We start from the raw sequence: 12,886 nt of genomic DNA on the forward strand, positions 1-12,886 counted from the left end.
CATCGGCGGCAATACAAGCCTGCCCTATCGCGTTCTGGTAGGTATGTCCTCAATCGCTCAACCACATGAATACTGTAGTTCGTTTTCTGGATCGTAAGTCGCTGAAGATCGCGCTGCTGGGATGTGGAATACTGGGCACACTACTGGAGCCGGCTACGGCGCAGCGCCGGCGATCGGCTAGGGCGGTAACAGATACAACCGTAGCGCGGCATGCGCCCAACTCGACGACAGTAGCCCGCGCCGAAGCTGAGATGCAGTTTACCGATGGTATGCGTTATCTGATGACCGATGAGCCATCGAAAGCGCTACCCCTGTTCGCCAAGATCATTCAGAAAGACCCGGCCAATGCTGCGGCTCACTATGCGACGGCGAGTGCCCTGCTGAAAAGCAATAAGGTGGCTGAAGCTACGCCGTACGCAGTCAAAGCCCATAGTCTTGAGCCTGCCAACAAGTTCTATTCGCTACAGCTTGCCGAGTTGTATGTCAAGCAAAAACGCTACAGCGAGGCCGAGGACCTGTACGAAACCATCCTGAAATCGGGCAGCGACAATGCCGAATACGGTATCGAACTGGCAGCTATCTATCTGTTCGATGAAAAGCCCGACAAAGCGCTGGCTGCGTACGAGCGGGTAGAAAAGGAAATTGGTCCGAACGACGAAATTACCCGGCAGAAGCAGCGAATCTACCTCAAGCAGAACAAGATAGACAAGGCCGTTCAGGAGGCCGAGAAACTGGTGCAATCCGCACCGGGCGACCCGGATTACTTACTGGAAGGGGCCGAATTGCTTATTGCCAACGACCGGAGCGATCAGGCGCTGAACTGGATCGACCGGGCGCTCAAATTAAGTAGCGATCTGCCCCAGGCGCATTTGCTGCTGGCCGACATCTATCGGAAGAAAGGTGACATGGCACGGGTCAAGAAAGAGCTTGATCTGGTACTGGCCAGCCCAAATCTGGAAGCAGGCATGAAAGCCCGGATTCTGTCGGGTTATGTCGGTATGGTGGGCGAATCGGATACGGGTAAGCAGGAGGCCCTGGCCCTGACTCAGGAACTTGTTAAAGCCAGTCCCAACGATCCGAAAGCACAGATTATGGTGGCCAACCAGTTGGTGCGACAGGGCCGTAAAGCAGAAGGGCGGGATGCCTACGCCCGCGCGGCCCGTCTCGACGGCTCGGTCTACGAAGTATGGGGCGCGCTATTGCAACTCGATGGCGAATTAAACCAGATGGATAGCCTGCTGACCCACTCGGAACTGGCGCTGGAAGTGTTCCCGAATCAGGGAATGTTCTGGTATTCCAACGGGACGGCCAACCTGGTCAAGCGTCGATACCAGCAGGCGGTCGATGCACTTGAAGAAAGCCAGAAGCTACTGGCATCGATGGTGACTCCGGAGTTGAAAAGTGGTATCTACGCACAGTTAGGCGATGCCTACAACGGCTTGGGCGATTATGCCAAATCCGATGAATCGTACGAAACGGTGCTGAAAAGTGATCCGGTCAACGACCATGTACTGAATAACTACAGCTATTTCCTGTCACTGCGGAAAGCGAATCTGCCGCGTGCCCGGCAACTGGCGGAAAAGCTGGTTGATCGTCACCCGAACGATGCGACCTATCTGGATACATACGCCTGGGTGCTGTACGTCTCGAAAGACTATGCCAAAGCCAGACAGTATCTGGAAAAAGCTGTAAACGCCAATCCGGCAAGCGTGAGCGGGACAATCATCGAACATTATGGCGACGTGCTGTATCGGCTGGGTCAATCGGCGCAGGCGGTGGAGCAGTGGAAACGCGCCAAAGCGAAAGGCGGAGCCGGGTCCGGTATCGACAAGAAAATCTCTACCGGAAAACTAGATGACTAACGTTTACACCGCGCTGCTGTTTATGAGCGTGTTGCTAGGTGTCGGTGGTTGTCGCCGACAAGTGCCCGCAACCAGCCCGACCGCGCAGCCAACCACCCGCCCGACACCAGATTCGAGTGTGGTTAGCCGGCCGGTTTCTGGCTCGACAAGCAGTGGTACATCGGGTAACCCTGCTTCGTTTGCCAGAGCCATTGATGCCAACGTCGCTCAGGTCGACTTTATGTTTCTGACCATGCGGTCGAAGCTATCGTTCAAGAACCCGCAGCAGGCCATCGACAATGCCACTGTCAGCATACGAGTGCAGAAAGACAGCCTGATCTGGCTGTCGATATCCAAGCTGGGTATCGAAGGTGCCAGGGTATTGATTGCCCGCGATTCGGTGCACATCCTGGATAAAATCAACCGTCAGTACGCCGTGGCTGACTATGGTACCATCAGTCGGCAGTTTCGGTTTCCGCTGAATTTCGCATTCGTGCAGGCACTGCTTGTCGGAAATTTGCCGCTGCCCGGTCAACCGGCGCAGGTGGTCCGGCAGGAAGCCGATACGCTGCTGTTGCGGCAGACCAGCAATGGGTCACAGATCGACAATTACATCGGCGAACAGAACCGAAAACTAGCCAGGCTGCTTGTTTCGGTGCAACAGACTGGTAATACACTACGGCTCGATTACCAGGAATTTACGGCGCTGAATACGTTTTTATTCCCGTATGCCAGTCAGCTTGAGCTCAACTACAAAACTACCGATACGGGACAGCCGGCGCAGACAGCGGTGATGATTCGGCACAGCAAGGTTGAACAGGTGAGCGAAAATCCGGGCTTCCCGTTTTCGGTGCCGGCCAGTTATCAGCGACGACCGTAACGAAATCAAACCGACCCCGGTAACGTGTCTATGCACATTCATTCCCTACGAACGACTGCCTTATTTAGCTGCTGCCTGATGCTGCTCGTCTGGGTGGCTCCGGCGGTGGCTCAACAGACGCAGCGTAGCCGACAGGCACTGGAAAAGGAGAAGAAGCAGAACCTGGAAAAGATGGGACAAATTCGCTCCATCCTGAACAAAACGGCTTCAGAGAAACAGACCAGCCTTGGTCAGTTGAAGGCGCTCAACCAGCAGATTCAGGCGCAGTCGCAGCAGATCAACCTATTAAACAAAGACCTGCGCCTGACCGAAGAAGAAATTGCTGAACTGCGCCAGGCGAGTCGCAAATTGACCAACGACCTGAAAAAACTAAAGGTCGAATACGGGTCGATGATCTACACGGCCGACCGGCGCCGACAGCAGGTAAGTCCATTGGGTTTTCTGTTTGCTTCGGATAACTTCAATCAACTCGTAGCCCGCTACCGCTATCTGCGTCAATATTCCGATGCCCGACAAAGTCAGGTGCGGCAGATGAACGCCGTGCAGAGCGATCTGACGGAGAAAGAACGAACCACACAGCGGAAACGGAATCAGCAGAAGGGGACGCTACAGGCTAAAGTTGGCGAGTCGAAAAAACTGGAAACGCTCAAGCAGGAAAAGAATCAGGTCGTTGAGCAACTCAGCAAAAAAGAGGTTGAGTTGCGGACCGAACTTGACGAAAGCCGTCGAGCTATCGGTCAATTGGAAAATTTAATTACCCGCCTGATTGCACGGGAAGCGAAGGAACGTGCCGAACGAGAAGCGCGTGAACGGGCGGCTCGTCTGGCCCGCGAACGCCTGGCCCGTCAGGAAGCGGCTCGTCGGGCGGCTGAGCGGAAGCGGGCCGAAGAGCAAGTCGCTGCGGCCGAAAAGGCGGGTAAACAGCCCGACCCGGAGGTGGTGGCCAAAGCCGAGCGGCCAGCCGATCCTGAACCGGAGCCGGCTCCACCCACGGCCGACGAACGGCGGAACACCAACCTGAATACCGAAGAAACGGCGCTGGCGTCGTCATTCACTGCGTCGCGGGCGCGCCTGCCGTGGCCCGTATCGAAAGGCTTCGTATCGGACCATTTCGGCCGCCGGGCCCATGCGCTGCTGAAAGGTATTTACGTCGAAAATCAGGGCATAAACATTCAGACCAATGCCGGCGAAAGTGTGCGCTCGGTGTACGACGGCATCGTGCAGGACGTGACCAACATTCCCGGCATGAACAACGTCGTAGCAATTCAGCACGGTACGTACTTTACGGTCTACGCCAAGCTGCGCACGGTGCAGGTGCGGGCAGGGCAGCGTGTCAAGGCCCGCGAGCCAATCGGTACGGTCGCTACCGATAAAAATGGCGTGTCGGAAATGCAATTTCAGATCTGGAAAGAGTTTACCAAGCTAAATCCAGAATCCTGGCTTTCCCCTCGATGAAGTTGTAAAGTTGGATAGTTGTACGGTTATAAAGTTGCTGGCGCGAGCAGCTAATCGCCGGACGGGCTGACGCGGTAGCCACCTTTACGAGACTGCAACTCTATAACTTTACAACGCTAAAACTCTACAACTTAAAAAAGATGTCTGTTCATAATCCCGATATAAAGCGCGTCACAACGCACACCATTCAGGAACTCAAGAATAAAGGCGAGAAGATTTCGGCGCTGACGGCCTACGACTACTCGATGGCGCGGGCCGTTGATGCGGCTGGCGTTGAAGTAATTCTGGTGGGGGATTCTGCGTCGAATGTAATGGCGGGCCACGAAACGACCTTACCCATCACACTCGATCAGATGATCTATCACGCCAGCTCGGTTGTTCGGGCGGTAAAACGGGCGCTGGTTGTGGTCGATCTGCCATTTGGTTCTTACCAGGGTAATTCGGCGGAAGCGCTGCGGTCGGCGATTCGGATTATGAAAGAGTCGGGTGCTCACGCGATCAAGCTGGAAGGCGGGCAGGAAATTCGGGAGTCGATCGTTCGAATTCTGAGCGCGGGTGTTCCGGTGATGGGGCACCTGGGGCTTACCCCACAATCGATTTATAAGTTCGGCACGTACGCTGTACGAGCCCGCGAAGAAGCCGAAGCCGCGAAGCTGATGACTGATGCGCAGATGCTGGAGGAAATCGGCTGCTTCGGTGTCGTACTGGAAAAGATACCGGCAGCCTTGACCAAACAAGTGTCGCAGGCGCTTCAGATTCCAACAATCGGTATTGGTGCCGGCCCCGACGCTGATGGACAGATTCTGGTTGTGCACGATATGCTGGGGATCAACAACGAGTTTAAACCACGCTTTCTGCGGCAATATGCCGACCTGCATTCGGTTATGAAGCAGGCGATTACGAATTATGTCGACGATGTGAAAAGCCGCGACTTCCCGAACGAGAAAGAAGCGTACTGAGTTAGAGAGGAAAGAAAATAGAAGAAAGAAGAAAGAAAGCTGGCGCTATTACTGGCCTATCTTTTTTCTAGCGTCTTTCCTCTTTCTTCTGAAAAGAGCAATGAAGAAAAAGCCATATCAGGTTGTTTACGAGGACAACCACCTACTGATTGTCAATAAAGATCCTGGTATCCTGGTACAGGGTGACCGTACTGGTGATACGACCTTGTTGACAGTACTGAAAGAGTACATTAAAGAAAAATACGATAAGCCGGGGGAGGTGTTTCTGGGACTGGTGCATCGGCTCGACCGGCCCGTCAGCGGACTGGTTGTATTTGCCCGTACGTCGAAGGCATTGGAACGAATGAACGAAATTTTCCGGAAACGGCAGGTCCAGAAAACGTACTGGGCCGTCGTGCGGAAAAAGCCTCCGGTCGATGCGAACAAGCTGGTAAACTGGCTGGTAAAAGACGAGCAGAAGAATCAGGTGTCGGTGTACGATTACGAAGTGCCGGGCTCGCAAAAGGCCGAATTATCGTATCGGTTATTAGGCCGTATCAACGAGCACTTTCTGCTGGAAGTAAACCCGATTACCGGGCGTCCGCATCAGATTCGTTCGCAACTGGCGCACATGGGTTGTCCAATCCGGGGCGACGTCAAATACGGTTACGATCGGGCGGTTGCCGACAAAAAGATCTATCTGCACGCGCGCCGGTTGTATTTTATTCATCCGGTGAAAAAAGAGCCGATCATTTGTCGGGCGGGCTTACCCAACGACCCGTTCTGGGAAGAGTTTCTTGAACTTGACGACGAGAACTACAAAGACAAAAATCTGGATCGTATTTACGAATAGGCAGATGTCCCGTAGTAATGCAAAAGCCCCCGGTCGATGTCGTCATCGCCGGGGGCTTTTCTGTATACCGACTAATAAGTTGGGTTATCGAATGAATGCTGTGTATGCTTATCAACTGAGTCGGTCGTAACATCAGCCATCATTTGATTGACGACCCGTTCGACCATCTGAACCGCACCACGTAATGCACCGTAGATGATACACAGCGGGAGGATAATGGGCATAAAAAAGACCCACTGGAAGATCATATGCAGCCTGACATGTTTCATCGTTTCGGTTAGTCTTTAGGTATTGGTTAAGTTAACGGATTACGGGTTTCTTTCAAAAAAAAGTGAGTGATTCCTACCCAACTTTTTACTGTATTAATTAAAAATTAACTTGCTTAAGTTCAAAACGGTGGGGTTCTGAAAAAAGTTTAAGTTAACACGAATCAGTTGGCACAATATTGGGCAGTAACGCTACCTGATTAATTTCAAGGTAGCAAAAAAAGTGCCATATGTATATATACCAACGTGTAAAGCAAGGAGTTAGGTATTGAGAAATTATATATACTATAACCTATAGAAATAGTAGTATAGTTCTAAAAAAGCCGGCCGGATGTCAGTTTTTCAAACATCCGGCCGGCTTTTTTGTGTTTACGTCTATTTCAATGTCGCCACGGCATCCTTTATACGCTGAACGGCTTCCGCCAGCGATTCATCAGACGCTGCCGTTGAGATACGCAGGCAGTTCGGCGCACCAAAACCAGAACCTGCTACCGTCGACACGTACGAGGTGTTAAGCAGCCACGACGCAAAATCGTCGGAGTTGTTGATTGTCGTCGTACCGTCTGATTTACCGTAGTAATAGCTGATGTCAGGGAAGGCGTAGAAAGCACCCTCAGGTACGTTGACCCGGAAATGAGGGACTTCTTTAAGCAGCTTCACCACCAGGTCGCGCCGACGCTGGTAGGCTTTCGTCATTTCCTTGCTGGCATCCAGCGGACCACTGATCGCGGCAACGGCTGCTTTCTGGGCAATCGAGTTTGTTCCCGACGTAACCTGTCCCTGTAGCTTCTCAACGCCTTCTGCAATCCACTTAGCTGCACCGATATAACCGATGCGCCAGCCCGTCATGGCATAGCCTTTCGCTACGCCATTGACCGTGATAACGCGGTCAGCAATTTCAGGAATCGAGCCGATGCTGAAATGACCTTCGGGGGTGAAGTTGATGTATTCATAGATTTCGTCGGCCAGTACGAATACATTCTCGTGCTTGGCAACGACGGCGGCAATTGCCCGCAATTCGGCCTCTGAATAAATCGAACCGGTTGGGTTGTTTGGCGACGCATACATCACAATCCGGGTGCGGTCGGTGATGGCGGCTTCAAACTGCTCCGGCGTAACTTTAAAGTTATTCTCAAATGATCCGTCGACCACCACTGATTTACCTTCGGCCAGCTTTACCATCTCCGAGTAGCTAACCCAGTACGGCGAGAAGATAACGACTTCATCGCCGGGATTGATCAGCACCTGAATGACGTTGGCCAGCGAGTGTTTTGCCCCTGTCGAGACGACGATGTTCTCGGGCTTCCAGTCGATGTTGTTATCACGCTTGAATTTGTCGGCGATGGCTTTGCGCAGATCAGGGTATCCGGCAACAGGGGAGTAGCCATGGAAACCGTCGTCGATGGCTTTCTTAGCGGCCTCACAGATGTGATCGGGCGTTTTGAAATCAGGCTCGCCGACGCTCAGGCTGATTACTTTGTGGCCCTGAGCGGCTAATTCGCGGGCTTTTTTGGTCATCGCCAACGTGGACGATTCTTCCAGCGCATTGATGCGGTCGGCTAACAGACTCACTGTGTCGAGCGTGGCAGACATAATCGGTGGTGATTTTTGAGAAAATGATAACAAACTGAGTGCAAAGGTACTATGATTTCAGTGCGGGGGGACGATCGTTGGCGAATTAAAAATCGTCACGGCTCCCGTATCATCGCAGTTAGCTAGCAGGTCAAGCGTCGTTTTGTGCAGTACTGGATGCCTAAAATCAGGGGCAATTTCAGCCAACGGAACGAGGGTGAACCGGCGCTGGTGCAGGAACGGATGGGGTAGTGTTAGCGTAGGCGATTGCCAGATGAGTTGATCGTAATACAGCAGGTCGATGTCTATCGTACGCGCCCCCCAGTGTTCGTGCCGTACCCGACCGAGTTCAGACTCGATCGCCTGGGTCTGCGCCAGGACCATCTCCGGCTCCAGCGTTGTTTCGATGGCCAGCACCTGATTCAGAAAAGCGGGTTGCTCGGTCACGCCCCACGCTGCGGTCTCGTACAGGTTCGATTGACTGACGACCCGCCCGACGCGCTGCTCAATTCGCCTTACCGCCTGCGCCAGCGTAAGCACGCGGTCCCCAAGATTGGCCCCCAGCAGAAGAAAAGTAATCAAGGATTGAGTGATTGAGTGATAGAATGATCGAGTGATCGAATGATTGAATAAGCTGACGCGCTCCATTCAATCATTCGATCACTCGATCAATCAATCAACTAGTAGTCTTTGATCGGTTTGATGTCGTAGTAAGCGCGGATGTCGGCTTCGGACGGGGTTTTCGCTGGCCGAATAATGCGGAAGCCGCAAAACGATGCAGATGTCATCCACCAGTCGGACTTGGGGCTCTGGGGATCGATGATTTTCCAGGCTGGGGCCGATTGGGTACGTGCTGCCGACCGTAATACCGCCGGGTCATCGTCCCACGACCCACCCCGTACGGAGTTTGGATAAAGTGTCGTGGTCGGTGCATATGGTTCGTTGACCTTACCGGCAGCCTTCTGTTTATAGTAGTCCTCGATGTATTGGTCCTGCGTCCATTCCATCACGTTACCGTGCATATCGTACAGTCCAAACGAGTTCGGTTTTTTCGTGCCTACTTTCTTATACGAGCCGTTGCTGTTGCCTTTGAAAACGGCGTATTCGCCCAATTTGCTGACATCGTTCCCGAATGAGTAAGCGAGCGTTGCGTTTTTGTCGTTACCCCGGCAAGCGTACTCCCATTCCGCTTCCGTTGGCAGTCGATAGAAGACACCCGTTTTGGCGTAGAGCCACGCGCAGAATTTAATGGCTGCGTACTGCGTCATGTTGATGGCCGGGTAGCCCGCCCGGCCCATGCCAAACGACATATCGACGTAAGGCGGACTAGGACGAACTGTCGCGTCGGTTTTGGCGAGATTGGCGTCGGCGGCCGGGTATTTGGCGGCCATTTCCTTTTCCATATTGGTGAAGGCAAACAGGTCGTACAGATCCCAGGTTACTTCGTATTTGCCCATCCAGAAGGGTTCAATCGTTACGCTGTGCACCGGACCTTCATCGGGCTGATGGCCTTTCTGGTCGGGGGGGCTGCCCATCATACCCTTGCCGCCCGGCACGGCGACCATAGCGTAGGTCTGATTACTGCCCGGAATAGTCTGCGTGTACGATGTAAAGCCAGAAGTCGTCTGCGCCCGGCTTGCTGTATACGTTAGCAGCATCGCGAGGCAGTTAATCGAGAGGAATCGGTAAGGCATAAGTCAATGACGTTTCCTGGTAAAGGCAAAAGTAGGAACGATTTCCTTTGTTGTACCTTTGTATTTATTCAGGTTCTGAAACGCGACGACTAGTCTGGCTGTATATGGAAACCAATCAACCCACCCGGCTCAACGGCATGCAGCAGTACATGCTGCGCCTGTTTGAGCGCGAACTGCCTGCTCATCAGGAGGCTGAAATCAAACAGTTGCTGGCTGCTTATTTTTCACGTCTGGTCGACGATGAAATCGATGCGCTTGTCAGCGAGCGGGGTATCACAGCGGAGCAGCTTGAACAAGACGCAACTGTGCATCGCCGTACGCCTTACAATCCGAAGCGATGAGAGTCGTGATTGATACAAATGCGTTGTTGGTCAGTATCCCTAAAGTATCAATGAGTCGGTGGCTGTTTGACGCTGTACTCGATGGGACAGTAGAAATAGTCGTGTCAACCGAAATTCTTCATGAGTACGAAGAAATTATAGGATCATTCTGGGGATCACCAAAGCTGGCAATACATTGATAAACCTACAAAATCTGATACAGGCAGAGCCCAGCTATTTCTGGTACTTGCTCGAAACGGACCCAGACGATAACAAGTTTGTCGATTGCGCTATTGCCGGTAACGCAGATTACATCATAACTGACGATCGACATTTTAACGCCCTTGCTACTATAAACTTCCCTAAAGTACGGGCCGTAACAAGGCAGCAGTTTTCTGCACTGTTTTTTGAGAAACAATGAATTACTTATCAGCCGAAAATCTTTCTAAAACGTACGGCGACCGGACGCTTTTCCGCAACCTCACATTCGGAATCAATCGGGGCGACAAGGTGGCGATCGTTGGGGCGAATGGATCGGGCAAAACGACGTTACTGACGATTCTGGCCGGGGCCGCACCGCCTGATGCGGGCGTGGTGACCCATCGCAAAGACATTACGGTCGGCTACCTCGATCAGCAGCCCGATCTGAACGACGCCATGACGGTCATGGAAGTGGTGCTGGCTGGCGAAAGCGCGCAACTCGATGCGGTGCGTGCTTACGAACAGGCGCTGGCATCGGGCGATCATACGGCCCTTGAACGGGCGATGAGCGACATGGAAAAGCTGGAGGCCTGGGACTACGAAGCGCAGATTCGGCAGATGCTGGGCGAACTGGGTATTCATGATTTCGACCAGCGTGTCAGTTCATTGTCGGGCGGTCAGCGGAAACGGGTGGCGCTGGCGCGGGTGCTGATCCAGAACCCTGACCTGCTGATCCTTGACGAGCCGACTAACCACCTCGATCTGGAAGCCATCGAATACCTCGAAAACTACCTGAACACCAACAACGGTACGCTGCTGATGGTATCGCACGACCGGTACTTTCTGGACCGGGTGTGTAATCAGATTGCCGAACTCGATGGTGGGCAATTGTACACCTACAAAGGAAACTACGCATATTTTCTGGAGAAGAAAGACGAGCGCGAACAGGCAGCAGCTTCTGAATTGGCGAAAGATCGGAACACCTTCCGGCGGGAACTGGAATGGATGCGCCGGCAACCCAAAGCCCGTGGGACAAAGGCGCAGTACCGGATCGATGCGTTCGATGAATTGAAAGAGAAAACCAGCGGCAAACGCAGCGACGGCGAACTCGACCTGAACCTACGCATGACCCGCCTGGGAACGAAGATTCTGGAAGTGGAGAATCTGAGCAAGCGATACGGGAATAAGGTGTTGCTCGATCACTTTACCTATACCTTCAAGCGATTCGATCGGGTAGGGCTGATTGGTAAGAACGGCATGGGCAAAACCACGCTGATGAACATGCTTACCGGCCTGTTGCGCCCCGATTCGGGTAAGATTTCGACGGGCGGTACGGTGAAGTTTGGTTACTATACCCAATCGGAACTGGACCTGCCGGAGAATCAGCGGGTAATCGACGTCGTGCAGGATGTAGCGGAGGTGATGAAGCTGGCCAACGGCGATACCGTAACGGCAACACAACTGCTGAGCCGGTTTCTGTTCGATCGCTCGAAGCAGTATGACTACGTCGCCAAGTTAAGCGGGGGCGAGAAACGACGACTTCAGTTGTTGCTGGTGCTGGTACAGAATCCCAACTTCCTGATTCTTGACGAGCCGACCAACGATCTTGATATTACAACGCTGAATGTACTGGAAGACTTTTTGCTTAGCTTCTCAGGCTGTGTAATGATCGTTACCCACGACCGCTACTTCATGGACCGGCTGGTTGAGCACGTGTTCGTACTGGAAGGCGAAGGTAAAGTGCGTGATTATCCCGGCAACTATACCGATTACCGCGAATGGCGCGACAGCCAGAAACGTACGCCGGAACCCACTAAGCAAGCGGTTCCCAAAAATCAGCCGGCCGCCCCAACGCCTACGGTGAATACGTCGACGGGCAAACGCAAGCTGTCGTTTAAGGAACAGAAAGAGTACGAAACACTGGAGAAAGAAATTGACTCGCTGGAACAGCGTAAGCTGGAAGTCGTTGAGTTGCTGAACGGTGGCGGACACCATGAGCAGCTAACCGCCTGGGCCCGCGAAATCGAAACCATCGACCAAACGGTCGCCGAGAAGTCAGACCGGTGGCTGGAACTGGCAGAACATGTCTAATTTTGAATGAGTGATTGATAGAATGATTGGATAGGGTTGCCTGGAACACTCAATCATTCTATCAATCACCCATTCAATCACTGTCTTATGCAGCAGATCGTTGATTTTTTTCAGTACCTGCTTAACTCGGAGGAGATCATTCGGACGGGTGGGCTGATTGTCGTTACGCTGATCGTTTACATCGAGAATGGTATCTTCTTCGGCTTTTTCCTGCCGGGCGACTACCTACTGTTTTTGTCGGGGGTCTTTGCCGGTACTAAACTGCTGAACGTACCGCTGTGGCTGCTGCTGCTCTGTATTTTTTCAGCTGCCGTGCTCGGTTCGCTGACGGGTTACCTGACGGGCTACTATTTCGGCGGACGGCTTCAGAGTCGGCCGGATTCGCTGTTTTTCAAGCAGAAATACATTCAGAACACCCGCGATGCTTTTGAGAAATACGGCAGCAGCGCGCTGATCGTCGCTCGCTTTCTACCCATTGTTCGCACGTTTGCACCACTGCTGGCAGGCCTGATTCACATGCGGTTTCAGCTGTTCATGCTGTACAATATCGTTGGTGGTGCGGTGTGGGTGATTGTCTTGGTCGGTGGCGGATTCTTCTTCGGCGAACGCTTTCCCTGGATTGTCGACTATGTGCAGTGGATTATTGTCTTCTTCCTGGGAGTAACCACGTTTACCGTTGTGCGCGGTTATCTGAATGCTCGCAAAGAAGCAAAAACGAGAGAGGTGTAAAGAGAATATTCTGTTTTCGGTAATATCATCAATGGCGATGCCAGGT

At 52.8% G+C, this 12,886-nt stretch carries 14 protein-coding genes; 10 read left to right on the top strand and 4 right to left on the bottom strand.

Translation table 11 applies throughout. The features are described from left to right. Positions 1–65 precede the first annotated feature (65 nt). The 5 genes from CLV58_RS08530 to CLV58_RS08550 all read left to right on the top strand — a co-directional run bounded on the left by CLV58_RS08530 (position 66) and on the right by CLV58_RS08550 (position 5,967). Positions 66–1,862: a tetratricopeptide repeat protein gene (locus tag CLV58_RS08530; RefSeq protein ID WP_106137372.1), complete on the top strand. Its 1,797-nt coding sequence runs from the start codon at positions 66–68 to the stop codon at positions 1,860–1,862. Further along, the gene (gene lolB1, locus CLV58_RS08535; protein WP_106137373.1) at positions 1,855–2,721 is read left to right on the top strand and encodes a lipoprotein insertase outer membrane protein LolB1; all 867 of its coding nucleotides are present in this window, start codon (positions 1,855–1,857) and stop codon (positions 2,719–2,721) included. The genes CLV58_RS08530 and lolB1 overlap by 8 nt, the downstream gene beginning before the upstream one ends. A 30-nt stretch (positions 2,722–2,751) precedes the next feature. After that, the gene (locus CLV58_RS08540; protein WP_106137374.1) at positions 2,752–4,176 is read left to right on the top strand and encodes a murein hydrolase activator EnvC family protein; all 1,425 of its coding nucleotides are present in this window, start codon (positions 2,752–2,754) and stop codon (positions 4,174–4,176) included. A gap of 140 nt (positions 4,177–4,316) precedes the next feature. Next, a complete protein-coding gene (panB, locus tag CLV58_RS08545) occupies positions 4,317–5,135 on the top strand; it encodes a 3-methyl-2-oxobutanoate hydroxymethyltransferase (RefSeq protein ID WP_106137375.1) in 819 nt (272 codons plus the stop codon). A gap of 100 nt (positions 5,136–5,235) precedes the next feature. Then, a complete protein-coding gene (locus CLV58_RS08550) occupies positions 5,236–5,967 on the top strand; it encodes an RluA family pseudouridine synthase (RefSeq protein ID WP_106137376.1) in 732 nt (243 codons plus the stop codon). Positions 5,968–6,038: 71 nt separating this feature from the next. Here the strand turns inward: CLV58_RS08550 and CLV58_RS08555 are convergent, their stop codons facing one another. The 4 genes from CLV58_RS08555 to CLV58_RS08570 form a co-directional block, all read right to left on the bottom strand. Next, positions 6,039–6,236, bottom strand: coding sequence for a hypothetical protein (locus CLV58_RS08555; protein WP_106137377.1), 198 nt, complete (start codon positions 6,234–6,236; stop codon positions 6,039–6,041). Positions 6,237–6,608: 372 nt separating this feature from the next. After that, positions 6,609–7,826 (bottom strand): pyridoxal phosphate-dependent aminotransferase, encoded by a 1,218-nt coding sequence (locus CLV58_RS08560; protein ID WP_106137378.1) that lies wholly within the window; start codon positions 7,824–7,826, stop codon positions 6,609–6,611. A 57-nt stretch (positions 7,827–7,883) separates the two neighbouring features. After that, positions 7,884–8,387, bottom strand: coding sequence for a 2-amino-4-hydroxy-6-hydroxymethyldihydropteridine diphosphokinase (gene folK, locus CLV58_RS08565; RefSeq protein WP_245882273.1), 504 nt, complete (start codon positions 8,385–8,387; stop codon positions 7,884–7,886). A 98-nt stretch (positions 8,388–8,485) separates the two neighbouring features. After that, positions 8,486–9,463: a formylglycine-generating enzyme family protein gene (locus CLV58_RS08570; RefSeq protein WP_288426980.1), complete on the bottom strand. Its 978-nt coding sequence runs from the start codon at positions 9,461–9,463 to the stop codon at positions 8,486–8,488. 140 nt (positions 9,464–9,603) lie between these two features. On the opposite strand from CLV58_RS08570, the gene CLV58_RS08575 reads away from it, so the two are divergent. The 5 genes from CLV58_RS08575 (at position 9,604) to CLV58_RS08595 (ending at position 12,840) form a co-directional block, all read left to right on the top strand. Beyond that, positions 9,604–9,840, top strand: a complete 237-nt coding sequence (locus tag CLV58_RS08575) for a hypothetical protein (protein ID WP_106137381.1) — start codon at positions 9,604–9,606, stop codon at positions 9,838–9,840. 50 nt (positions 9,841–9,890) lie between these two features. Next, positions 9,891–10,019: a hypothetical protein gene (locus tag CLV58_RS29105; RefSeq protein ID WP_425443504.1), complete on the top strand. Its 129-nt coding sequence runs from the start codon at positions 9,891–9,893 to the stop codon at positions 10,017–10,019. A gap of 47 nt (positions 10,020–10,066) precedes the next feature. After that, on the top strand, positions 10,067–10,240 hold the full coding sequence (locus tag CLV58_RS29110; protein WP_211300832.1) for a PIN domain-containing protein: 174 nt from the start codon (positions 10,067–10,069) through the stop codon (positions 10,238–10,240). Continuing rightward, positions 10,237–12,111, top strand: coding sequence for an ABC-F family ATP-binding cassette domain-containing protein (locus CLV58_RS08590; RefSeq protein ID WP_106137384.1), 1,875 nt, complete (start codon positions 10,237–10,239; stop codon positions 12,109–12,111). The genes CLV58_RS29110 and CLV58_RS08590 overlap by 4 nt, the downstream gene beginning before the upstream one ends. Before the next feature lie 87 nt (positions 12,112–12,198). Then, the gene (locus CLV58_RS08595) at positions 12,199–12,840 is read left to right on the top strand and encodes a DedA family protein (protein ID WP_106137385.1); all 642 of its coding nucleotides are present in this window, start codon (positions 12,199–12,201) and stop codon (positions 12,838–12,840) included. Positions 12,841–12,886: the final 46 nt, after the last annotated feature.

The sequence above is a fragment of the Spirosoma oryzae genome (assembly GCF_003002825.1).
In the GTDB taxonomy this organism is placed as follows: domain Bacteria; phylum Bacteroidota; class Bacteroidia; order Cytophagales; family Spirosomataceae; genus Spirosoma; species Spirosoma oryzae.